The 22,499-nt window shown below is 53.3% G+C and carries 21 protein-coding genes; 15 read left to right on the top strand and 6 right to left on the bottom strand.

Annotated elements, in window-relative coordinates; translation table 11 throughout:
- Positions 1 to 10 precede the first annotated feature (10 nt).
- Both OLG56_RS13115 and OLG56_RS13110 read right to left on the bottom strand, forming a co-directional pair.
- Positions 11 to 688, bottom strand: coding sequence for a fimbrial biogenesis chaperone (locus tag OLG56_RS13115; protein WP_023213205.1), 678 nt, complete (start codon positions 686 to 688; stop codon positions 11 to 13).
- Positions 689 to 763: 75 nt separating this feature from the next.
- On the bottom strand, positions 764 to 1,306 hold the full coding sequence (locus OLG56_RS13110; RefSeq protein WP_000676518.1) for a fimbrial protein: 543 nt from the start codon (positions 1,304 to 1,306) through the stop codon (positions 764 to 766).
- A 414-nt stretch (positions 1,307 to 1,720) separates the two neighbouring features.
- On the opposite strand from OLG56_RS13110, the gene pabC reads away from it, so the two are divergent.
- The 6 genes from pabC (at position 1,721) to ptsG (ending at position 7,723) form a co-directional block, all read left to right on the top strand.
- A complete protein-coding gene (gene pabC / locus OLG56_RS13105; protein WP_023226011.1) occupies positions 1,721 to 2,530 on the top strand; it encodes an aminodeoxychorismate lyase in 810 nt (269 codons plus the stop codon).
- A 2-nt stretch (positions 2,531 to 2,532) separates the two neighbouring features.
- Positions 2,533 to 3,555: a cell division protein YceG gene (yceG, locus tag OLG56_RS13100; RefSeq protein WP_000736469.1), complete on the top strand. Its 1,023-nt coding sequence runs from the start codon at positions 2,533 to 2,535 to the stop codon at positions 3,553 to 3,555.
- On the top strand, positions 3,545 to 4,186 hold the full coding sequence (gene tmk / locus OLG56_RS13095) for a dTMP kinase (RefSeq protein ID WP_023220296.1): 642 nt from the start codon (positions 3,545 to 3,547) through the stop codon (positions 4,184 to 4,186). Before yceG ends, tmk begins: the two co-directional genes overlap by 11 nt.
- The gene (gene holB / locus OLG56_RS13090; protein WP_079962996.1) at positions 4,183 to 5,187 is read left to right on the top strand and encodes a DNA polymerase III subunit delta'; all 1,005 of its coding nucleotides are present in this window, start codon (positions 4,183 to 4,185) and stop codon (positions 5,185 to 5,187) included. The genes tmk and holB overlap by 4 nt, the downstream gene beginning before the upstream one ends.
- A gap of 10 nt (positions 5,188 to 5,197) precedes the next feature.
- Positions 5,198 to 5,995 carry a metal-dependent hydrolase gene (locus tag OLG56_RS13085; RefSeq protein WP_023136612.1) on the top strand — a complete coding sequence of 266 codons (798 nt, stop codon included), beginning with the start codon at positions 5,198 to 5,200 and terminating at the stop codon, positions 5,993 to 5,995.
- Positions 5,996 to 6,289: 294 nt separating this feature from the next.
- Complete coding sequence (gene ptsG, locus OLG56_RS13080; protein ID WP_000475705.1) at positions 6,290 to 7,723, top strand: PTS glucose transporter subunit IIBC; 1,434 nt, start codon at positions 6,290 to 6,292, stop codon at positions 7,721 to 7,723.
- 84 nt (positions 7,724 to 7,807) lie between these two features.
- Here the strand turns inward: ptsG and fhuE are convergent, their stop codons facing one another.
- Positions 7,808 to 9,982, bottom strand: a complete 2,175-nt coding sequence (fhuE, locus tag OLG56_RS13075) for a ferric-rhodotorulic acid/ferric-coprogen receptor FhuE (RefSeq protein ID WP_079980957.1) — start codon at positions 9,980 to 9,982, stop codon at positions 7,808 to 7,810.
- A 341-nt stretch (positions 9,983 to 10,323) separates the two neighbouring features.
- On the opposite strand from fhuE, the gene hinT reads away from it, so the two are divergent.
- The 8 genes from hinT (at position 10,324) to OLG56_RS13035 (ending at position 16,396) form a co-directional block, all read left to right on the top strand.
- Positions 10,324 to 10,683, top strand: coding sequence for a purine nucleoside phosphoramidase (hinT, locus tag OLG56_RS13070; protein ID WP_001532068.1), 360 nt, complete (start codon positions 10,324 to 10,326; stop codon positions 10,681 to 10,683).
- A gap of 2 nt (positions 10,684 to 10,685) precedes the next feature.
- On the top strand, positions 10,686 to 11,060 hold the full coding sequence (locus OLG56_RS13065; RefSeq protein WP_000589563.1) for a YcfL family putative periplasmic lipoprotein: 375 nt from the start codon (positions 10,686 to 10,688) through the stop codon (positions 11,058 to 11,060).
- A gap of 13 nt (positions 11,061 to 11,073) precedes the next feature.
- Positions 11,074 to 11,712, top strand: a complete 639-nt coding sequence (lpoB, locus tag OLG56_RS13060) for a penicillin-binding protein activator LpoB (protein ID WP_000164359.1) — start codon at positions 11,074 to 11,076, stop codon at positions 11,710 to 11,712.
- A complete protein-coding gene (thiK, locus tag OLG56_RS13055) occupies positions 11,693 to 12,517 on the top strand; it encodes a thiamine kinase (RefSeq protein WP_001257338.1) in 825 nt (274 codons plus the stop codon). The genes lpoB and thiK overlap by 20 nt, the downstream gene beginning before the upstream one ends.
- A 10-nt stretch (positions 12,518 to 12,527) precedes the next feature.
- On the top strand, positions 12,528 to 13,553 hold the full coding sequence (gene nagZ, locus OLG56_RS13050; protein WP_079900476.1) for a beta-N-acetylhexosaminidase: 1,026 nt from the start codon (positions 12,528 to 12,530) through the stop codon (positions 13,551 to 13,553).
- 24 nt (positions 13,554 to 13,577) lie between these two features.
- On the top strand, positions 13,578 to 14,120 hold the full coding sequence (gene ycfP / locus OLG56_RS13045) for an alpha/beta hydrolase YcfP (RefSeq protein WP_000587945.1): 543 nt from the start codon (positions 13,578 to 13,580) through the stop codon (positions 14,118 to 14,120).
- A 253-nt stretch (positions 14,121 to 14,373) separates the two neighbouring features.
- Positions 14,374 to 15,678, top strand: a complete 1,305-nt coding sequence (gene ndh / locus OLG56_RS13040) for an NADH-quinone dehydrogenase (protein ID WP_000211053.1) — start codon at positions 14,374 to 14,376, stop codon at positions 15,676 to 15,678.
- Positions 15,679 to 15,856: 178 nt separating this feature from the next.
- On the top strand, positions 15,857 to 16,396 hold the full coding sequence (locus OLG56_RS13035) for a glycine zipper 2TM domain-containing protein (RefSeq protein WP_001043448.1): 540 nt from the start codon (positions 15,857 to 15,859) through the stop codon (positions 16,394 to 16,396).
- Positions 16,397 to 16,469: 73 nt separating this feature from the next.
- On the opposite strand, the gene comR is transcribed toward OLG56_RS13035, so the two are convergent.
- Positions 16,470 to 17,105, bottom strand: coding sequence for a TetR family copper-responsive transcriptional repressor ComR (gene comR, locus OLG56_RS13030; protein WP_000205986.1), 636 nt, complete (start codon positions 17,103 to 17,105; stop codon positions 16,470 to 16,472).
- Positions 17,106 to 17,346: 241 nt separating this feature from the next.
- Between comR and bhsA the strand changes: the two genes are divergently transcribed.
- The gene (gene bhsA, locus OLG56_RS13025; RefSeq protein WP_000800161.1) at positions 17,347 to 17,604 is read left to right on the top strand and encodes a multiple stress resistance protein BhsA; all 258 of its coding nucleotides are present in this window, start codon (positions 17,347 to 17,349) and stop codon (positions 17,602 to 17,604) included.
- A 96-nt stretch (positions 17,605 to 17,700) separates the two neighbouring features.
- Here the strand turns inward: bhsA and ldtC are convergent, their stop codons facing one another.
- Both ldtC and mfd read right to left on the bottom strand, forming a co-directional pair.
- Positions 17,701 to 18,666, bottom strand: a complete 966-nt coding sequence (gene ldtC / locus OLG56_RS13020; protein WP_000482962.1) for a L,D-transpeptidase LdtC — start codon at positions 18,664 to 18,666, stop codon at positions 17,701 to 17,703.
- Between the two features lie 147 nt (positions 18,667 to 18,813).
- On the bottom strand, positions 18,814 to 22,260 hold the full coding sequence (gene mfd, locus OLG56_RS13015; RefSeq protein WP_079980958.1) for a transcription-repair coupling factor: 3,447 nt from the start codon (positions 22,258 to 22,260) through the stop codon (positions 18,814 to 18,816).
- Positions 22,261 to 22,499 lie beyond the last annotated feature (239 nt).

Here is a 22,499-nt window from a genome sequence, read left to right as displayed (position 1 = left end):
CGGTGTGGTCTTACAGGCGTGTGTGGTGTTCAGACCCGATAGAGCCGAAATCGTTAATAAGTGTCCAGGTTACGTCGCCGCTGGCTTCGGCGGGCGCGGTAAAGCTGGCGGAACTCATCGGCGCGACATAGGTAGCGTCTTTCACGGTGCTGGTTCCTATCTTCACCGTGCTGAAGTTCATGTAGTAGGCTGTGGGATTGGTCACGGTAAGACGGTTACCGCTGTGCTGCCAGGTCAGCTTCGCGGTGACGTTTTCCGGTTGCTCCGTCAACGCCTGCGGACGGTAAATTAATTTAATGCGGGTTTTCACCGCAATTTGCAGAGTGTTAACGTTATCCTGCTTTTCTGTCGTCGATGGGATCGACTTAATATTCATCCAGTAGAGGGACTCACGATCTTCCGGCAAATTGCCGCCAGTACGGAGAATTCGCAGATTATTTTCCTGCCCTGCGCCTAAACGAAAGAGCGGCGGCGTGACCATAAACGGCGATTTATCGCTGCTTTTTTCCCCGGCGTCACTCCATGACTGAATGAGATAAGACGATTTGTCCGGATTTTTAACGCTAATCGACGTTTCTTTTTTATCGCCGTTATAAATAATACGGGTTCCACCGATAATAACACCAGCCTGTACGGTTGCCGTAGTGAATATAAGCGTGGCGGCAGTGAGTAAACTATATTTATTCATGGAGTATCTCCAAAGCAAAGCCGGGTCCATCCGGCTTTATTGGTTTACTGAAACGAGAGAATAAATTCCGCGCGATTAGTTGTAGGTCAGGGTAAAGTTAACGACGCCGTTGGCATCGCCGCCTGATACGCTATCTTCTGTCGCGATATAACGGGCGAAAAAGTCGAGGTTCGTTTCTTCTGCCGCATCGGAGGCAATGGTAACGGATTTAGACTCAGTACCCAGCGGCAGTTCGCTGGTATCGCTATTCAACAACTGGATAGCGACACCTTTAGCGACGCCGGTAGTACCGTAACCGGTAATTTGCAGATAGTCGTTATTCAGGGTGTCCGGCATACCGTCATATTTTACGGAAACCGGTTTTCCCAGCAGCTCTGCAGGGCAGGCGGTTAATACCAATGAAAACTTGGTGGTTGCTGCCGTTGAGCCAGCGGCGGTAAACGCTGTTTTAGAGACCTCGCCCAGCTTGACATCCTGAGAACTGGTGACACTGCCGTTAATTTTGCAACCTGCTTCGATGATTTTGCCGGTAAAATTAACCTGGCCATCCTGAGCCATTGCAGTCGAAGCAAGCCCCATTGCGGTGAATAATACGGCAGCGGCAAATTTTCCTTTCATTAAAAATGTCCTTTCATGGTCGACTCGATACGTAGATATTACTCAGCGCACGATAAATAGGCTTTGAGTAATAAATATATTAATTATGACTTTCTAATTGCAGTATTAAATATGATAGGGTAACGTCAGACGATACCCAATTACATTTTGACCATATGTGAAAGTTATGACTATAAATAATATCTAATTAATGTTTTTTGTTTTACTAAATACATTCGTCCAATAAATCAATTTCGTCATTTAAGGTGCTGTGATTAATATTATTGCTATAATTTATTTGTTATGGTTGACATAAATATGCCTTTTCTTATTAAAATAAGGAAAACCTGATAAATAACGTGTTATCTTGCTGGCAAAGTCCTTGCGCGCAGGCCATTCCCCTGACACTCTGATGGGCGGTTATCTGGAGGATGAATGTATCTGATTAACGGCCAATCCACTGAACGACTCGCGGTGAATGACCGGGGGGTGCAGTTCGGAGACGGTTGCTTTACCACTGCGCGGATCGCGGCGGGGGAGATTGCCTTGTTTTCCCGTCATCTGGCTCGCCTGGAAGAAACGTGCTCTCGTTTGGCGATCCCCTTTAACGATTGGGATGTATTAGTAAAAGAGATGCGCTGCCTGGCACAACCGCATCGGGAAGGCGTGCTGAAAGTGATGATTACCCGCGGCGCAGGCGGACGCGGTTACAGCGCCGCCAGTTGTCAATTACCCACACGGATTCTTAGCGTGTCGCCTTACCCTGCCCACTACGCCCGCTGGAAAGACGAGGGCATCACTCTTACCCTTAGTCCCATACCGCTTGGGCGCAATCCTTATCTTGCCGGATTAAAACATCTGAACCGCCTCGAACAGGTGTTGATTCGCTCTCATCTTGAGCAGACGAACGCCGATGAGGCGCTGGTTCTTGACAGCGAGGGATGGGTTACGGAATGCTGTGCGGCTAATTTGTTCTGGCGTACAGGCGACATTGTTTTTACGCCGCGTCTGGATCAGGCCGGGGTGAACGGCATTATGCGACAATTTTGTTTACGCCAACTGGCGCAATCTCCTTTCCAGGTCCTTGAAGTTCAGGCGAGAGAGGAGGCGGTCAGGCAGGCGGATGAGGTTATCATCTGCAACGCGCTAATGCCGATTATTCCCATACGCGCCTATCACGGGACGTCGTATTCTTCGCGAACACTGTTTCAATTTTTAGCCCCATTTTGTGAGCATCCGAATTAGTTATGAAAAAATTGTCAGGCGTTTTCCTTCTGCTGTTGGTTGTGCTGGGTATTGCCGCGAGCGTGGGGATGTGGAAAGTTCGCCATCTGGCGAACAGCACGTTACTTATTAAAGACGAGACTATCTTTACGCTCAAGGCGGGAACGGGGCGGCTGGCGCTTGGCGACCAGCTTTATGATGAAAAAATCATTAATCGCCCCCGGGTATTTCAGTGGCTGCTGCGCGTGGAGCCTGAGTTATCGCACTTTAAAGCGGGAACTTACCGTTTTACGCCGGGGATGACCGTACGGGAGATGCTTGAGTTGCTGGAGAGCGGCAAAGAAGCGCAATTCCCGTTGCGGTTTGTGGAAGGGATGCGCCTTAGCGATTACCTGAAACAGCTACGAGAGGCGCCGTATATTCGCCATACATTGCCGGATGATGACTACGCCACTGTCGCTCAGGCATTAAAGCTTGCGCACCCGGAATGGGTAGAAGGGTGGTTCTGGCCCGATACCTGGATGTATACCGCCAACACCAGCGATGTCGCTATTCTCAAGCGAGCGCACCAAAAGATGGTGAAAGCTGTCGATACTGTCTGGAAAGGCCGGGCCGAGGGGCTGCCTTATAAAGATCAGAACCAACTGGTGACAATGGCCTCGATTATTGAAAAAGAGACGGCTGTCGCCAGCGAACGCGATCAGGTGGCCTCAGTCTTTATTAATCGCCTGAGAATCGGTATGCGCCTTCAGACCGATCCCACCGTGATTTACGGGATGGGGACGAGTTATAATGGTAACTTGTCGCGTGCGGATCTGGAAAAGCCGACGGCTTATAACACGTATACCATAACCGGGCTGCCGCCAGGACCGATTGCATCGCCCAGCGAAGCGTCATTGCAGGCGGCGGCGCATCCGGCGAAAACGCCGTATCTCTATTTTGTGGCCGACGGCAAAGGCGGTCACACGTTTAACACCAATCTTGCCAGCCATAATCGGTCAGTGCAGGAGTACCTGAAAGTGCTTAAGGAAAAAAATGGGCAGTAATTATATCGTCATCGAGGGCCTGGAAGGCGCCGGAAAAACCACTGCGCGCGACGTGGTGGTGGAGACCCTTGAGCAACTGGGTATTCGTAACATGATTTTTACCCGTGAGCCGGGCGGTACGCAGCTTGCCGAAAAACTAAGAAGTCTGGTGCTGGATATTCGAGCGGTAGGCGACGAAGTGATTACCGATAAAGCGGAAGTACTGATGTTTTATGCCGCTCGCGTACAGCTCGTCGAAACGGTAATCAAACCCGCGCTGGCGCAAGGCATATGGGTGATCGGCGATCGACATGATCTCTCGACCCAGGCGTATCAGGGGGGAGGGCGCGGCATTGATCAAACCATGCTGGCGACACTACGCGATGCCGTGCTGGGCGATTTTCGCCCTGACCTGACGCTGTATCTGGATGTCACGCCGGAAGTCGGGCTAAAACGCGCCAGAGCGCGCGGCGATTTGGATCGCATTGAGCAGGAATCTTTTGATTTCTTTAACCGGACTCGCGCGCGCTATCTGGAACTGGCGGCGCAAGACTCGCGTATCCGCACCATTGACGCGACCCAGCCGCTGGATGCCGTCATGCGCGACATTCGCGCCACGGTGACGAAGTGGGTGCAGGAGCAAGCGGCATGAAATGGTATCCATGGTTACGGCCCGCCTATGAAAAACTGGTAGAAAGTTACCAGGCGGGACGTGGGCACCATGCGCTACTGATTCAGGCCTTACCTGGCATGGGCGACGAGGCGCTGTGCTATGCGCTGAGCCGTTATCTGTTATGCCAGCAGCCTGAGGGCCACAAAAGCTGTGGGCATTGCCGAGGCTGTCAGCTTATGCAGGCTGGCACGCATCCGGACTATTACACGCTGACGCCGGATAAAGGCAAAAGCAGCCTCGGCGTAGATGCGGTACGCGAGGTCAGCGAGAAATTGTACGAGCACTCCCGTCTGGGCGGCGCGAAGGTGGTGTGGATTGCGGATGCGGCGCTATTAACCGACGCCGCTGCCAATGCGTTGCTCAAAACGCTGGAAGAGCCGCCGGAGCAAACCTGGTTTTTCCTTGCCAGCCCGGAGCCTGCTCGTCTGTTGGCGACATTACGCAGCCGCTGCCGGCTGCATCATCTGGCGCCGCCGTCCGAATCGTATGCGATGTCATGGCTGTCGCGAGAAGTGACGGCGTCACAAGAGGCATTGCTCACGGCGCTACGCCTGAATGCGGGGTCGCCCGGCGCAGCGCTGGCGCTGTTGCAGTCTGAACGCTGGGCGCTGCGTGAGGCGCTGTGTCAGGCGTTAATGGACAGTTTACATACGGGCGACTGGTATGCGTTATTAACGGCGCTCAATCATGAGCAAGCCCCGGCGCGCCTGCACTGGCTGGCGACGCTGCTGGTTGATGCTCTTAAACGTCAGCACGGCGCGTCGTACCTGACAAACGTTGATGCGGACGCGGTTGTTGCCGCGCTGGCGGGGCCGCTATCCCCGGCGCGTATTCAGGCAATCCTGAACGATGTTTGCCATTGTCGTGATCAATTACTTCATGTGACCGGATTAAACCGCGAACTGGTATTAACCGATCTCATTCTCCGCATCGAGCATTACCTGCAACCAGGCACCTTGTTGCCTGTTCCTCATCTTTGAGAGAGACATTATGTTTTTAGTCGACTCACACTGCCATCTTGATGGTCTGGATTATCAATCTTTGCATAAGGACGTGGACGATGTGCTGGCGAAAGCCGCCGCGCGCGATGTGAAGTTCTGTTTAGCGGTGGCGACGACGCTGCCGGGGTATCGCCATATGCGCGAGCTGGTGGGCAAGCGCGATAATGTGGTCTTTTCCTGCGGCGTGCATCCGTTAAATCAGGATGAAGCGTATGACGTAGAAGAACTGCGCCTCCTTGCTGCAGAAGACGATGTGGTGGCGATGGGCGAGACCGGGCTTGATTATTTTTACACGCCTGAGACCAAAATCCGCCAGCAGGCGTCTTTTATTCATCATATCCAGATTGGCCGCGACTTGCATAAACCGGTGATTGTCCATACTCGCGACGCGCGTGCCGATACGCTGGCTATCCTGCGCGAAGAAAAAGTGACGGATTGCGGCGGCGTACTACACTGTTTTACAGAAGACAGAGAAACGGCCGGCAAATTGTTGGATCTGGGGTTTTATATCTCTTTTTCCGGCATCGTAACGTTCCGTAACGCTGAACAGTTGCGTGATGCGGCGCGCTATGTGCCGCTGGATCGGTTATTAGTCGAGACCGATTCTCCTTATCTGGCGCCGGTGCCGCATCGCGGTAAAGAGAACCAGCCTGCGATGGTACGCGACGTCGCAGAATATATGGCGGTATTGAAAGGGGTTGCCGTTGAAGAACTGGCGCAGATCACCACCGATAACTTTGCTCGCCTGTTCCATATTGACGCGTCTCGCCTGTCATCAATCCGTTAAACGAGTTTTTTTAAAGCTCGTAATTAATAAGCAAAACGCGTAAAGTTCACCGCCACAAAAGGGGCGGTGAGCGAGCTTATAGAAACATTCGGAAACTCATTTTGGTAGAATGTGATACTTTTTAGGCTATCTGGCGCTGAAACGTGATAGCCGTCAAACAAAATCAGACGTATTTATTTTACTCTGTGTAATAAATAAAAGGGCACTTAGATGTCCTGTCCACGGCGGGGTTCTCCCCCCTCGCCAATGCGTGAGAACGTAGAAAAGCACAAATACTCAGGAGCACTCTCAATTATGTTTAAGAATGCATTTGCTAACCTGCAAAAGGTCGGTAAATCGCTGATGCTGCCGGTATCCGTACTCCCTATCGCAGGTATCCTGCTGGGTGTCGGTTCCGCTAACTTCAGCTGGCTGCCAGCCGTTGTATCGCACGTTATGGCAGAAGCGGGCGGATCTGTTTTTGCCAATATGCCGCTGATTTTCGCTATCGGCGTGGCGTTGGGCTTTACCAACAACGACGGCGTTTCGGCTCTGGCGGCGGTAGTAGCGTATGGCATCATGGTGAAAACCATGGCTGTGGTTGCGCCGCTGGTTCTGCATTTACCTGCTGAAGAGATCGCCGCTAAACACCTTGCTGATACGGGTGTTCTCGGGGGGATTATCTCCGGTGCGATCGCAGCGTATATGTTTAACCGCTTCTACCGTATCAAACTGCCTGAGTATCTGGGCTTCTTTGCGGGCAAACGCTTCGTGCCGATCATTTCGGGTCTGGCCGCTATTTTTACCGGTGTGGTGCTGTCTTTCGTATGGCCGCCAATCGGTACGGCTATCCAGGCGTTCTCGCAGTGGGCGGCTTATCAGAACCCGGTTGTCGCGTTTGGTATTTACGGTTTTATCGAGCGTTGCCTGGTGCCGTTTGGTCTGCATCATATCTGGAACGTTCCTTTCCAGATGCAGATCGGCGAATACACCAACGCAGCGGGTCAGGTATTCCACGGCGACATTCCGCGTTATATGGCGGGCGACCCGACGGCGGGTATGTTGTCTGGCGGCTTCCTGTTCAAAATGTACGGTCTGCCGGCTGCGGCCATTGCTATCTGGCACTCTGCTAAACCGGAAAACCGCGCAAAAGTGGGCGGTATCATGATTTCCGCCGCGCTGACCTCGTTTTTGACGGGTATTACCGAGCCTATCGAGTTCTCCTTCATGTTCGTGGCGCCGATTCTGTACATTATTCACGCGATTCTGGCTGGTCTGGCATTCCCGATCTGTATCCTGCTGGGGATGCGTGACGGTACGTCATTCTCCCACGGTCTGATCGACTTTATCGTGCTGTCCGGTAACAGCAGCAAATTGTGGCTGTTCCCGATTGTTGGCGCCGGTTATGCGATTGTGTACTACACCGTGTTCCGCGTGCTGATCAAAGCGCTGGATCTGAAAACGCCGGGTCGTGAAGACACTACTGATGACGCAAAAGCGGGCGCGACCAGCGAAATGGCGCCGGCTTTGGTTGCGGCGTTTGGCGGTAAAGAGAACATCACTAACCTGGATGCCTGTATCACGCGTCTGCGCGTGAGCGTAGCCGATGTAGCGAAAGTGGATCAGGCTGGCCTGAAGAAACTGGGCGCGGCAGGCGTTGTCGTCGCGGGTTCCGGCGTTCAGGCTATTTTCGGTACGAAATCCGATAACCTGAAAACGGAAATGGATGAGTACATCCGTAACAGCTAAGCAGTAATGATGTTGGGGAGAATTAAGGCAGCCATTCGGCTGCCTTTTTTAATGGCGCTTTATATGCCGCTCTCCGACAGTCTGTCAGAACTGATAATTGGCGGTGAGGCTGACGTTACGCGGCGCGCCGTAAACAATGGAACCATCAATATTGGTGTCGTAGGTTTTATCGAACAGGTTGTTGATGTTTCCCTGTACGGAGAAATTTTTCGTCACCTGATAGCGGGTAAACAGATCGACCAGCGCATAGCTGCCCTGTTCGGCGCGAAAAGTGCCGTACGGCGTCGTGGTATCTTTGTAAACCCGATTCTGCCAGTTCACACCGCCGCCGACCGTCAGCTCCGGTATCGCCGGCAGACGATAGCGGGTGAATAACTTCACGCTGGTGCGCGGGAGATTAGGGTTCACGGCGTTACCTTCATTGTCCTCGGCAACATATCGGGTAGCCCCGAAAGTCATCTGCCAGTTATCGGTAATTGCGCCGTTCACTTCGAATTCGACGCCTTTGCTCACCGTTCCGTCAGTAGACTTCCAGGCAAACTCCCCATTATTGCCAGGGATGGGAATAGTGGTTGCCTGAGCGACGTTATCCTGCTCAATGCGGAACACGGACAACGTGGTGGTGAGGCGGCTGTTCATCCAGTCGGACTTCAGGCCCGCTTCATAGTTATTACCGGTAATCGGAGCCAGATATTGACCCGCTTTGTCGCGTTTATTCTGCGGCTGAAAGATAGAGGTATAACTGGCATAAGCGGACCAGTTGTCGTTGATATCATAAATCAGCCCGGCATACGGCGTGGTATGGTTTTTCTCCATGCTGTAGGTCAGTGTATCAACACGCCAGTTGGTATAACGAGCGCCAAGAATCAGATGCAGCGGGTCGGCCAGCGAAATGCGCGTAGCGGCATACAGCGATTTCATATGCGTGGTATCGTCCTGCGCCAGATTTTGTGGCGCCCAGTGGGTTTGGGGGAAATTACCGTTAAAGGCGCTGAAGTTGCCAATGTCGTCCGGAAAGACGTTCGCCCAGGCGCTAAAATAGCGGTTATTCTGCTTACTATAACTGCCGCCAAACATCATATTGTGCTGACGGCCAAACAGCTCATAAGCGCCATCGGCAAAGAGATCTATGGCATCTACTTTGCGCTTGCCGCTGTTCCAGCCCGTACCGCCGACCACGGGGTAGCTTGCGCCATAAGGACTCACTAGCGTACCTGTCTCTTTATCGACTAACGCATCGATATACATCATTTTACTGTCGAATTTGACCTCAGTATGGGTCGCATTCAGGGTCGCCTGCCAGCTTTCGGCAAAACGCTGCTTAAGCGTGACGAAGAATTTATTTATCTCTTTGTTGTTATAAGCCCAGTCCGGGGCGGTACTACGCGCGCGGTCATAGCTATTTTTGCTGCCATCGGTGTTCCAGCGCGGCAGACCGCCCCAGGTCGGGCTATTGACATCAATTTTTTGATATTCATAACCGGCTGAAAGGCCAGTGGTTGCACCCAGATCGGCATCGACAATTCCGGAAAAGAACGCTTTCTCACTGTTATAGCGGTCCAGCCAGGAATCATTATTCTGATAACCCGCCACGATGCGCCCACGGACATTGCCGTCTGCGGTGAGCGGACTTTGCAGATCCATGACGTAACGCTGCTTATTCCAGCTACCGTATTCTGTGGAGACGTTACCTTTGAACTCCCGACTGGTGGCGTGTTTACGAATCATATTTATTGAGGCAGAAGGATTACCGGTTCCGGTCATCAGCCCATTCGCGCCGCGAACCACCTCCACGCGCTCATACAGCGCGGTATCCGTTAGCGCATCGCCCAGATTCCAGCGGGACTCAAAATACGTTGGAATACCGTCAACCATATAGTTGTCAATTTCAAACCCGCGCGAGTAATAGCTGATGCGATCGGAGTCAGCCTGGCTTCCGCTGATCCCCAGCGTATTGGTCATCACCTCGCCCAAGGTTTGCAACTGCTGGTCTTCCATACGCTGTTGGCTGACAATACTGACCGACTGCGGGATATCGCGCTGAGTCATCGTCATTTTGGTGCCCGCTGCGGTCGTTTTCACGCTGTAATCCTGTTCTTCGCGGTTTACGGCGTCAGCGGTCGTCGCGCCCTCGACAATAACGGTATCCTCAGCCGCGAAGGCGGCAGGCATAAATGCCATCGCCATACCCATAGCTAACAGCGACGGTGCGGCGGTGGACTGAAGGTGTTTGTCCCGGCGGTATTGAATGAAAGACATCTGAAAATCCTTGCTTGTTATTGGGGTAAGTTCAGGACGTATGACGTTGAACCTTTTCATTCTTTGCTAGTTAATGCGCATAAAAATGCAAATGAGAAATATACGCATTTGTATTAAATGTGTAAAACGGTATAAACAGGCAAACTAAAAATATTTTTTAAGCGTACAAAGGCGTCATGGCAGGGGGATATGGCGGTAAGTCCAGCATGTAGTCATTTTTCGCTTAATAAATCGTGGGTTAAAGTTGAAAGAGCGTCGGTAACTCGCTCATACTCTATACTCGCAGTATGGCTCGGCGTAGCATGTGCGCTGCAAGGGCTATTATGAAAAAGGAAAACGTCGTGGCAGAAGAAACTATATTCAGCAAAATTATTCGTCGTGAAATCCCTTCGGATATCGTTTATCAGGATGAGCTGGTCACCGCCTTTCGTGATATTTCACCGCAGGCGCCGACGCATATCTTGATTATTCCCAATATCCTGATCCCAACCGTCAATGACGTGACGGCGGAACATGAACAGGCGTTAGGTCGGATGATCACCGTGGCGGCGAAAATCGCCGAACAGGAAGGCATTGCCGAAGATGGGTATCGTTTAATCATGAATACCAACCGTCATGGGGGCCAGGAGGTTTATCATATCCATATGCACCTACTGGGCGGCCGCCCGCTAGGCCCGATGCTGGCGCATAAAGGCTTGTAAATATGATCAAAGGATGCATCGCGGTTTCTCTGGGCTTGCTGCTGCTTACCGGCTGCCGGTCACACCCTGAAATTCCGGTAAGCGACGCGCAGTCGCTGGTGATGGAGTCCACGGTTCTGGCGGCGGGGGTCACCGCAGAGCCGCCTGAACTGACGGCGTCTGATATCCAGCCATCAGCTTCTTCCCGCGTCTATAACGAAAGGCAAGAGCCCATAACCGTTCATTATCGGTTTTACTGGTATGACGCGCGGGGGCTGGAGATGCATCCGCTGGAGGCGCCGCGTAGCGTAACCATACCCGCGCGTTCGTCGGTAACGCTATTTGGCAGCGCCAATTATCTGGGGGCGCATAAGGTCAGGCTTTATCTTTATTTGTGAGGAGTGAATTTTGATGACAAAAATGCATCGCTACGCTGCCATTGCTGCGCTGGCGATATTTCTCTCCGGGTGTATGGCGCAACGTCAACCTGCGCCAGTTGAAGAGGTAAAACCAGCGCCAGAACAACCCGCGCAGCCACCACAGCCTCCTGTTGTGCCGTCTGTGCCAACCATTCCACAGCAACCGGGGCCGATCGAACATGAAGATCAAACGGGCCAGCCAGCGCCTAAGGTGCGCCACTATGACTGGAACGGCGCGATGCAACCGCTGGTCAGCAAAATGTTGCAGGCTGATGGCGTGACGGCCGGAAGCGTATTGCTTGTCGACAGCGTGAATAACCGGACAAATGGGTCGTTAAATGCGAACGAGGCAACGGAAACGTTACGTAATGCGCTGGCGAACAACGGTAAATTTACGCTGGTCTCCGTACAGCAACTCTCGATGGCAAAACAACAGTTAGGGTTGTCTCCGCAGGATAGTCTGGGAACGCGCAGTAAAGCTATTGGCATTGCGCGCAATGTCGGGGCGCAATATGTACTTTACTCCAGCGCATCCGGTAACGTTAACGCGCCTGCATTACAGATGCAGTTAATGCTGGTGCAAACGGGCGAGATAATCTGGTCAGGTAAAGGTGCGGTCCAACAACAATAATCCCTTAACGCGCGACGAGATCCTGTCGCGCTATTTTCCCCAGTATCGTCCCGCCGTCGCCGCATCGCAGGGGCTAAGCGGCGGGAGCTGTATTATTGACCACGATACTCACCGTGTCGTGCTGCGTCGTCATCACGACCCCGACGCTCCACCAGCCCATTTTTTACGTCATTACCGCGCCTTATCCCAATTGCCGGCCAGTCTTGCGCCGCGAGCGCTTTTTTATACGCCAGGCTGGATGGCGGTAGAATATCTGCATGGTGTGGTAAATTCCGCTCTGCCAGATGCCGACGAACTGGCGGCCTTACTGTATCATTTGCATCAACAGCCGCGTTTTGGCTGGCGTATCGCGCTATCGCCACTATTGGCGCAGTACTGGTCGTGTTGCGATCCGGCAAGGCGTACGCCGTTTTGGTTGCGGCGGCTCAAACAGTTGCAAAAAAACGGAGAACCTCGCCCGCTGCGGCTCGCGCCTTTGCATATGGATGTCCATGGCGACAATATAGTATTAACGCCCGCCGGGTTGAGACTGATTGACTGGGAGTATGCCGGAGACGGCGATATTGCGTTGGAGCTGGCGGCAGTATGGGTTGAGGATGAACGCCAGCACCGGCAACTGGCAGACGCTTATGCCGCGCGCGCGCGAATCGACGCCCGGCAGCTATGGCGACAGATACGATTATGGCACCCGTGGGTCATTATGCTAAAAGCAGGGTGGTTCGAATACCGCTGGCGACAAACCGGCGAGCAACAATTTATCAGGCTGGCCGATGAAACCTGGCGCCAGCTACGTATGAAAGGATAAGGAGAGCAGTGTGGGCCCAGTAATGTTGAATGTCGAAGGATGTGAGCTGGATGCGGAGGAGCGCGAGATACTGGCGCATCCGCTGGTTGGCGGGCTTATTCTGTTCACGCGTAATTACCATGACCCGGAACAGCTGCGCGAATTAGTGCGCCAGATTCGGGCGGCATCGCGTAACCATCTGGTGGTGGCCGTCGATCAGGAAGGCGGGCGCGTACAGCGTTTCCGTGACGGGTTTACCCGCCTGCCCGCGGCGCAATCTTTTTTTGCGCTGCATGGGCTGGAAGAGGGGGGGCGACTGGCGCAGGAGGCAGGGTGGCTGATGGCCAGCGAAATGATCGCGATGGATATTGATATCAGTTTTGCGCCAGTGCTGGACGTCGGGCATATCAGCGCGGCAATTGGCGAGCGTTCTTATCATGCCGATCCCGCAAAAGCGTTGGCAATGGCAACGCGCTTTATTGACGGCATGCATGACGCCGGGATGAAAACGACCGGTAAGCATTTCCCCGGTCACGGCGCGGTCACGGCGGACTCCCACAAAGAGACGCCGTGCGATCCACGTCCTGAAACGGATATCCGTGGCAAAGATATGTCGGTGTTCCGCACGCTGATTAGCGAGAATAAACTGGATGCGATTATGCCTGCCCACGTGATCTACCGCGCTATCGATCCACGCCCGGCAAGCGGTTCGCCGTACTGGCTGAAAACGGTGCTGCGTCAGGAGTTAGGCTTTGACGGCGTCATTTTCTCCGACGATCTGTCGATGGAGGGCGCGGCGATTATGGGCAGCTATGCTGAGCGCGCTCAGGCGTCGCTGGATGCGGGTTGCGATATGATTCTGGTCTGCAATAATCGTAAAGGCGCAGTCAGCGTGTTGGATAATCTGTCGCCGATCAAAGCAGAACGTGTTACACGTTTGTATCATAAAGGTTCATTTTCACGCCGGGAGCTCATGGACTCAGCACGCTGGAAAACAGCCAGCGCCCAGCTCAACCAGTTACATGAACGCTGGCAGGAAGAAAAAGCAGGTCATTAACTCGAGTTTTCGTGAGGGTGCCAGATGATTATTTATTTACACGGTTTTGATTCAAATAGTCCGGGCAACCATGAAAAAGTGTTGCAATTACAGTTTATCGACCCGGATGTTCGGCTGGTAAGCTACAGTACGCGGCATCCTAAGCACGATATGCAGCATCTGCTGAAAGAAGTGGACAAAATGTTGCAGTTGAATGTGGACGAGCGCCCTTTAATCTGTGGCGTGGGGCTGGGCGGTTACTGGGCGGAGCGGATTGGCTTTTTGTGCGATATCCGTCAGGTGGTTTTTAACCCGAACCTGTTCCCCTATGAAAACATGGAGGGGAAAATCGATCGCCCGGAAGAATATGCGGACATCGCCACAAAGTGCGTGACCAACTTTCGCGAAAAAAATCGCGATCGTTGTCTGGTGATCCTCTCGCGTCATGACGAAGCGCTGGACAGCCAACGCTCAGCGCAAGCGCTTCACCCGTATTATGAAATTGTGTGGGATGAGGAACAGACTCACAAATTCAAAAATATTTCGCCGCATTTGCAACGTATCAAAGCGTTTAAAACGCTGGGGTAACGCCCCCGGCAATATGGCGTTATCAGTGACCGGATAACCAGCCTTGCGGCTGGTTTTTTTATGCTCAATTCTCGCAAGCTGTCTATCTTTTCAGCATGAAAACTTGATGCACATCAATTTTGGTATGACCAATGCACCGTTCATGCTATTCTCATATCAGAAGCTTATTCTCATTAACGTAACTTGTTGTTAATTAAAGGCTATACTAATAACGTTTAATTAACAATTGGTTAATAAATTTAAGGGGGTCACGTTGACTACACCATTAAAAAAGATCGTGATTGTCGGCGGCGGCGCTGGCGGGCTGGAAATGGCGACGCAGTTAGGCCATAAACTGGGGCGCAAGAAAAAAGCGAAAATCACGCTGGTAGACAGAAATCACAGCCATCTGTGGAAACCATTGCTGCACGAAGTGGCGACTGGCTCTCTGGACGAAGGCGTGGATGCGCTGAGCTATCTGGCTCATGCGCGTAATCATGGTTTCCAGTTCCAACTGGGGTCGGTGATGGATATCGATCGCGAAGCGAAAACCATCACCATTGCCGAGTTGCGTGATGAAAAGGGCGAACTGCTGGTGCCGGAGCGCAAAATCGCGTATGACACGCTGGTGATGGCGCTGGGCAGCACCTCTAATGATTTCAACACGCCGGGCGTGAAAGAGCACTGTATCTTCCTCGATAACCCGCATCAGGCGCGCCGTTTTCACCAGGAGATGCTGAACCTGTTCCTCAAGTATTCGGCTAATCTGGGCGCGAACGGTAAGGTCAATATCGCCATCGTTGGCGGCGGTGCGACGGGGGTTGAGCTGTCGGCTGAACTGCATAATGCGGTAAAACAGCTGCATAGCTATGGTTATAAGGGGCTGACCAACGACGCGCTGAACGTGACATTGGTTGAGGCTGGCGAGCGTATTCTGCCTGCGTTGCCGCCGCGTATCTCCAGCGCCGCGCATAATGAACTGACCAAACTGGGCGTTCGCGTGCTGACGCAAACTATGGTCACCAGCGCCGACGAAGGCGGTCTGCATACGAAAGAAGGTGAATATATTCAGGCCGATCTGATGGTGTGGGCGGCGGGTATCAAAGCGCCAGATTTTATGAAAGAGATTGGGGGTCTGGAAACGAACCGCATTAACCAACTGGTGGTGGAACCGACGCTGCAAACCACGCGCGATCCTGATATTTATGCGATTGGCGACTGCGCTTCCTGCGCACGTCCGGAGGGAGGTTTTGTGCCGCCTCGCGCTCAGGCGGCGCATCAGATGGCTACCTGCGCGATGAATAACATTCTGGCGCAGATGAATGGCAAACCGCTGAAAGCTTACCAGTATAAAGATCATGGTTCGCTGGTCTCTCTGTCCAACTTCTCTACCGTGGGTAGTCTGATGGGGAACCTGACACGCGGTTCAATGATGATTGAAGGACGTATCGCCCGCTTCGTGTATATCTCACTATACCGTATGCACCAGATAGCGCTGCATGGATACTTTAAAACTGGCCTGATGATGCTGGTGGGCAGTATCAACCGCGTCATTCGTCCGCGCCTGAAACTGCATTAATTTCTCTGCGCCTCACCGGCTGCTCGCGCCGGTGAGCGCTTCTCCATCACTCGCTTCGGAGTTGTCCGAATCCTTCAGCTTTACCGCCTCATCCCGCATTTTTCATCCTCATTCCGATTGGCTTTGTTCGCATACTGGTTGCAAAATTGTTACCAATAGCAACGAAGGAGGAACTCCCGTGAATAAATCAATGTTGGCGGGTATAGGGATTGGCGTAGCGGCTGCGCTGGGTGTGGCGGCAGTGGCCAGTCTCAACGTATTTGATCGTGGTCCGCAATATGCGCAGGTGATATCGGCTAAACCGATTAAAGAGACGGTAAAAACGCCGCGTCAGGAGTGCCGTAATGTCACGGTCACGCATCGCAGACCGGTTCAGGACGAAAACCGTATTGCCGGCTCGGTGCTTGGCGCAGTAGCAGGCGGCGTGATTGGACATCAATTTGGCGGCGGTCGTGGTAAAGATGTGGCGACGGTCGTCGGGGCGCTGGGCGGCGGTTATGCTGGCAATCAAATCCAGGGATCAATGCAGGAAAGTGATACTTATACTACCACGCAGCAACGCTGTAAGACGGTGTATGACAAATCTGAAAAGATGCTTGGCTACGACGTGACCTACAAAATTGGCGATCAGCAGGGCAAAATCCGCATGGATAAAGACCCCGGAACGCAAATTCCCCTCGACGGCAATGGTCAACTGGTTCTGGATAACAAAGCATAAAAAAGCTGTACTCTGCAAGTTAGCCCCTCATTCGCTCAGGCTGAGGGGCTTTTTTTATCCGAAGCCGCGTCGTTCAGGACTTGAGCAGTTCAGGCCAGATGCGCAGGGTCGTACGCGTAATTTGCATCAGTTGTTCGAAGGTGGCTCCCTCGCGGGCGCTGATCGACATTCCCTGTAAAATACAGTTTATATATTCCGCGAGCGCCTGCGGGTTACAGTGCGCCGGAATTTCACCGCGCTCCTGACGTTGGCGCAAAAACTGGATGAGCGTCTGTTCCTGCATGGCGTGGCGTGATTTTACCGTGCGAGCGATATCGCGCGAGGAGGCGGCCAGGGTGGCGGACGTATTAATCATAAAGCAGCCAGCCGGCGTGTCCGTACTGGTAAAGCAGGCGGCAATTTCTGTGAAGTAATCTTCCAGCGCCGATTCCACGCTTTTCTCTTCACAAAAGAGCTGGGCTTCGTGCTTTGAGGCAAAGCGAGTGATATAGCGATCCAGGACAGCGCGAAATAATCCTTCTTTGTTAGTGAATTCCGCATAGAGAGTAGGCGCTTTCGCCCCGGTAGCCTCTACGAGATCGGCAAGCGAAGTTGCTTCATAGCCGTGCTGCCAGAAGAGAGTCATGGCCTTATCAAGCGCAGCTTCCCTGTCGAACACTTTTGGTCGGCCACGGCTTTTCTTCGCGCAACTCGTGGTATCCGTTGTCATGATGCCGTTGTACCTGTTTAAAGAGCGGTCTCTCTATTATAAAAACAAACCACTTCTGGCTCCAGAGTATTCATTAGAAAAATAAATCAATTCTATTCACATGAAAAATAACATCTTTATAAATTATATAACGATCATTATAAAAAGAAGTTGACGTGTGATGTAGATCACATCTATGATTAACTTATCGATCGTTAAGTTAATGCTTACGACACCCATTCATCTGCTAAAGGTCATCACTATGAAAAACGTAAAAACCCTCATCGCTGCTGTGGTACTGAGTTCGCTCTCATTCGCCAGCTTCGCCGCCGTTGAAGTTCAGGCAACGCCAGAAGGTCAACAGAAGTTTGGCACCATTTCCGCGAATGGCGGCACGAATCTGGGCTCGCTGGAAGATCAGCTGGCGCAAAAAGCGCAGGAGATGGGGGCGAAGTCTTTCCGTATTACCTCTGTTACCGGCCCGAATACCCTTCACGGTACGGCGGTAATCTATAAGTAAGCATTAACCCTCATTAATGCCGCTGCGATTGCCACAATAAAAAGAGAAAGCCTCGCGATGCATCGCGAGGCTTTTTTGTCGGTCAGCTATTCACGCTTACAGCGACTGCGGTTTCGCCTCTGATTGACGGGTTACATCCACCGGCATTCCGGAGCGCACTTCCATAACATGTTCCATCACCGCGGCGTCGGTCTGCGGCGCGTCCTTAAAGGTCTGCATCGGGCCATTCAGCACAATCGGCAGCACCTGCGGATCGTCGCCTATATTTTTAGACAGCGGCTGATGAACTTCCACCAGTCGCACGCCGCCTGGCTCCACCGAGGCTTTAATCGGCGTATTGATAATATTCACTTTGGTTCCCGGCGTGACCTGACGGAACAATGTCTCTATATCACCGTCGCGCAGACGGATACAGCCGGAGCTGACGCGCATACCAATGCCAAAATCGGCATTCGTGCCATGTAACAGATAGACGCCGCCGTAGGCCGCTAAACGAATCGCGTGATGCCCCATTGGGTTATCGGGACCGGCAGGCACCACGGCGGGGAGATCGATGCCTTGCGCTTTATAACGGGCGCGAATATTGGCGGTCGGCGTCCAGGTTGGATTGGCGCGTTTATCCGAAATGGTCGTCACCATCGTTGGCGTCAGGGTATCGCCGCCCAGTTGGCCAATCCCGATAGGGTAGACCGTGACCGTATTTTTCCCCGGTTGATAATAGTAAAGCCGTAATTCCGCGAGGTTAATGACGATACCTTCACGTGGCGCGTCCGGTAGCAGCGTTTGCAGCGGAATCGTCAGCACGCTGCCTGCGCGTGGCACGTAAGGATCAATGCCGGGGTTGGCCTGTAACAGGGCTAAAAAGCCCACGTTATATTTTTTGGCGATCGCCTCCAGCGAGCCGCCGTCGTCTTCAACGACATGGAATTTATTTTCTCCCACCAGTCGACTGCCGGGGGGCGGAAGAGGCCACGTATTTGCCTGCGCGGGAAGGGCAAGCATGATGGTCGCGGTAAGCGCAAACAACGCCCACCAGCGAGAGAGTCGCGTATTGTTGAACATTATAATAAACCCATGATTATTATGTGGTTATTTTTATAAAAGAGGAAATAAGAATTATGGCGGCTGGCTGTGTCTGGAACTGCAGGGAAGTGCAAAGAATTTGTAAAGATTAGGCCGGACGCAGGGTAATGACGCCCGGCCTGACGCTTATGCAATAGCGTTTTCTTCCAGTTGCTGCATGAACTGGCGTACCCAGTCTATACGCGTTTTACGTTCGCTTAAATCCTGAATAAACTTGAGGCGCGTCGGGCCATCCAGACGGAAATGCTGCGGTTGTTTTTGCAGCAACCCGATAAGCCAGGCAGGGTCAACGTGGTTTTTCTCGGCGAACTCAATCGTTCCGCCTTTCTCGTTACCCTCCAGTTTTCGGATGCCGAGCTTTTGCGCCTGTTGGCGCAGGCGGGCGATATCCAGCAGATTACGCGCTGGATCGGGCAGCAGGCCGAAGCGATCGATCAATTCCACTTTGATCTCTTCCAGCTCGTTTTCGTTCTTCGCGCTGGCAATGCGTTTATAGAATGACAGTCGGGTATTAACATCCGGAATAAAATCATCCGGCAGTAACGACGGCATTCGCAGCTCGACTTCCGTTTGCTGACTGGTGAGATCTTCCAGCGAGGGTTCGCGGCCTGCTTTCAGCGCATCGACGGCGTTTTCCAGCAGTTCCATGTAGAGTGAGAAGCCGATGGTTTCCATTGAGCCGCTTTGCTCTTCGCCAAGCAGTTCGCCTGCGCCGCGGATCTCCAGATCGTGGGTCGCCAGCGCAAACCCGGCGCCTAAATCCTCCAGCGACGCAATCGCCTCCAGCCGTTTTTGCGCATCGGTGGTCATGGCCTTAGGATGTGGCGTCAACAGCCAGGCGTAGGCCTGGTGGTGCGAGCGCCCTACGCGGCCACGCAACTGGTGCAACTGCGCGAGGCCGAAATGATCCGCGCGTTCAATGATGATCGTGTTAGCGGTGGGGATGTCGATCCCCGTTTCGATAATGGTAGTACACACCAGCACGTTAAAACGTTGATGGTGGAAATCGTTCATGACCCGTTCCAGCTCACGTTCGCGCATCTGCCCGTGGCCTATAGCGATTCGCGCTTCCGGCACCAGTTCCGCCAGCCGCTCTGCGGCTTTCTGAATATTTTCGACGTCATTGTACAAATAGTAAACCTGACCGCCGCGCAGGATTTCACGCAGAATCGCTTCCCTTACTACCAGGCTATCATACTCGCGGACAAAGGTTTTTACCGCCAGACGACGGGCAGGGGGGGTGGCGATAATGGAGAGATCGCGCATACCGCTCATCGCCATATTCAGCGTCCGCGGGATCGGCGTCGCCGTGAGCGTCAGAATATCGACATCGGCGCGCATCGCCTTAATTCGCTCTTTGTGGCGCACGCCGAAACGGTGCTCTTCATCGACAATCAGCAGGCCGAGGTCGCGCAGCTTCACATCGCTTTGTAGCAGTTTATGCGTACCGATCAGAATATCGATCTTACCCTCGGCGGCTTCCGCCAGGATTTGCGTCTGCTCTTTGGCGCTGCGAAAGCGGGACAGCATCTCAATGCGTACCGGCCAGTTGGCGAAACGGTCGCGGAAGTTGTCATAGTGTTGCTGCGCCAGCAGCGTAGTCGGCACCAGTACCGCCACCTGTTTATGGTTTTCCACCGCCAGGAACGCGGCGCGCATCGCCACTTCGGTTTTGCCGAAGCCGACGTCGCCGCACACCAGCCTGTCCATCGCCAGCGGTTGGCACATATCGCTCAATACGGCGTTAATCGCCTGTGCTTGATCGGGCGTCGTTTCAAACGGGAAGCTGTCGCAGAATAACTGATATTGCTCACGATCATGCTTAAAGGCAAAACCCTCTTTTGCCGCCCGTTGCGCATAAATATCCAACAGTTCCGCTGCGACATCGCGCACTTTTTCCGCCGCTTTCTGCCGGGCGCGCGACCAGGCGTCGCCGCCCAGTTTATGCAGCGGCGCACTTTCTTCCGCGCCGCCAGCATAGCGGCTAATCAGATGCAATGAGGAGACCGGCACATACAGTTTGGCGTCATTGGCGTAAGTGAGCATCAGATACTCACCCTTGATGCTGCCAGCCTCCAGCGTGGTCATGCCGGCATAACGCCCGACGCCGTGCTCCAGATGCACTACCGGTTGACCGACGTGGAGCTCCGCCAGGTTACGAATCAACGTATCCGGGTTGATCGTGCGACGGGAATCCAGGCGGCGACGTGCAACCCGCTCACCCAGGAGATCGCTTTCACAAATCAGAGCCAGATTGCGTTGGGTGTCGATAAAACCATGTTCTGCGGCGCCAATCATCAGATAGCGTCCCGCATCCTGCGCCTCGTCCAGGCGTAATATCCGCTTCGGCGCGATTTTTATGCGAGCCAGGAGCTCTCCCAGCGCTTCGCGGCGTCCTTCGCTTTCCACCGAAAAAATCACCGGGCCGCTGAAAGATTCGAGGAACTTACGCAGCGCGTCCAGCGGCGCTTTCTGCTGCGCCTGGATAGCCAAATCCGGTAATTTCTGGAAACCGAGATTGGTATTGGCGGCTTTTTCCGGCAGATGGTCGGTTTTAAGCTGGAGGCGAGGCCAGCGTTTAAGCTCGGAAAAGAGCTCATCTACCCGTAGCCAGAGGGCTTCCGGCGGCAAAAGCGGGCGCATAGGATCGACGCCGCGATTTTCAAAACGCGCCAGCGTATCGGCCTGAAAGCGTTCGGCGCTGGTTTCCAGCGAGCCGGTATTCACCACCAGAGTATTGGCGGGGAAGTAGCTAAATAATGGCGGTAACGGTTCGCTGAAAAAGAGCGGCTGCCAGTATTCGATCCCGGCGGGCAGGGTGCCTTTGCTGACCTGCTGATAGATGTGCTCGGCGTCGCGTTTTACCTCAAAGGTATCGCGCCACTGGCTACGGAAAAGCTCAATAGCGGCTTTGTCGGTAGGAAATTCGTGCGCGGGCAACAAATTGATGGCCTCGACCTCCTCCAGCGTACGCTGGGTATCCGCGTCAAACAGACGCAGGCTGTCGATTTCATCATCAAAAAAGTCGAGGCGATAAGGCTGTTCGCTGCCCATCGGAAAGAGATCCAACAGCGCGCCGCGCGTCGCGTATTCGCCATGCTCCATCACCTGATCGACATGCCGATAACCGGCGCTGTCAAGCTGCGCGCGCAGAGCGTCGCGGGACAGCCGCTGGCCTTTTTTCATCACCAGTGCATGACCATGCAGATAGCTATGCGGACAAACGCGCTGCATCAGGGTGTTTACCGGTACAATCAAGACGCCGCGCTGCATCGACGGCAACTGGTAGAGCGTGGACAGGCGCGAAGAGATAATTTCCTGATGTGGGGAGAAGCTGTCATACGGTAGCGTTTCCCAGTCCGCCAGGTTCATGACCATCTGATCGGTAAACTGGCGGATTTCATCATGCAATCGCAGAGCATTTTGCATGTCAGGCGCTATGAGTACCACCGGACCGGCATGGCGTTCGGCTATCTCCGCCACCAGCGTAGCGCAGGCGGCGCCGGTAAGTTCGCCCAACTGGCGCTGATCGTCCGCTTTTGTCGGCAGCGTGTAACGTTGTTTTTCAGGCATAACGGTTGTCAGTATCTCTTTTTGTTTTACGCCGCACTCTACGCGTCACCCTTCAGGCTGCTTCATGGTTGGCTGCGCGCCGGGACAGCATGAAGGACTCAGGTATTCAGGGGCATATGACTGATAAGCAATGTTCTTTATTATCCGCGATCGTTGTTTATTAGCAAATTGAATCCGCCGGATAACGCGCCGAACAGGTAAAGTATGAACATGTAAGTGACTTGATTTGTCGGCCTTTT

It is taken from the genome of Salmonella sp. 2018103 (genome assembly GCF_026247685.1).
Classification (GTDB): domain Bacteria; phylum Pseudomonadota; class Gammaproteobacteria; order Enterobacterales; family Enterobacteriaceae; genus Salmonella; species Salmonella enterica.
Note: the sequence above shows the minus strand (reverse complement) of the source record. Positions and strands in the feature narration are given on the sequence as shown.

What these genes read in the sequence shown, in the direction of transcription:
- OLG56_RS13085 (WP_023136612.1), top strand. Translation starts at nt 5,198, where the DNA reads ATGTTTTTAGTCGACTCACACTGCCATCTTGATGGTCTGGATTATCAA.
- lpoB (WP_000164359.1), top strand. Translation starts at nt 11,074, where the DNA reads ATGACAAAAATGCATCGCTACGCTGCCATTGCTGCGCTGGCGATATTT.
- tmk (WP_023220296.1), top strand. Translation starts at nt 3,545, where the DNA reads ATGGGCAGTAATTATATCGTCATCGAGGGCCTGGAAGGCGCCGGAAAA.
- ycfP (WP_000587945.1), top strand. Translation starts at nt 13,578, where the DNA reads ATGATTATTTATTTACACGGTTTTGATTCAAATAGTCCGGGCAACCAT.
- yceG (WP_000736469.1), top strand. Translation starts at nt 2,533, where the DNA reads ATGAAAAAATTGTCAGGCGTTTTCCTTCTGCTGTTGGTTGTGCTGGGT.
- OLG56_RS13065 (WP_000589563.1), top strand. Translation starts at nt 10,686, where the DNA reads ATGATCAAAGGATGCATCGCGGTTTCTCTGGGCTTGCTGCTGCTTACC.
- OLG56_RS13110 (WP_000676518.1), bottom strand. Translation starts at nt 1,306, where the DNA reads ATGAAAGGAAAATTTGCCGCTGCCGTATTATTCACCGCAATGGGGCTT.
- ldtC (WP_000482962.1), bottom strand. Translation starts at nt 18,666, where the DNA reads ATGTTCAACAATACGCGACTCTCTCGCTGGTGGGCGTTGTTTGCGCTT.
- fhuE (WP_079980957.1), bottom strand. Translation starts at nt 9,982, where the DNA reads ATGTCTTTCATTCAATACCGCCGGGACAAACACCTTCAGTCCACCGCC.
- pabC (WP_023226011.1), top strand. Translation starts at nt 1,721, where the DNA reads ATGTATCTGATTAACGGCCAATCCACTGAACGACTCGCGGTGAATGAC.
- holB (WP_079962996.1), top strand. Translation starts at nt 4,183, where the DNA reads ATGAAATGGTATCCATGGTTACGGCCCGCCTATGAAAAACTGGTAGAA.
- comR (WP_000205986.1), bottom strand. Translation starts at nt 17,105, where the DNA reads ATGACAACGGATACCACGAGTTGCGCGAAGAAAAGCCGTGGCCGACCA.
- OLG56_RS13115 (WP_023213205.1), bottom strand. Translation starts at nt 688, where the DNA reads ATGAATAAATATAGTTTACTCACTGCCGCCACGCTTATATTCACTACG.
- bhsA (WP_000800161.1), top strand. Translation starts at nt 17,347, where the DNA reads ATGAAAAACGTAAAAACCCTCATCGCTGCTGTGGTACTGAGTTCGCTC.
- ptsG (WP_000475705.1), top strand. Translation starts at nt 6,290, where the DNA reads ATGTTTAAGAATGCATTTGCTAACCTGCAAAAGGTCGGTAAATCGCTG.
- mfd (WP_079980958.1), bottom strand. Translation starts at nt 22,260, where the DNA reads ATGCCTGAAAAACAACGTTACACGCTGCCGACAAAAGCGGACGATCAG.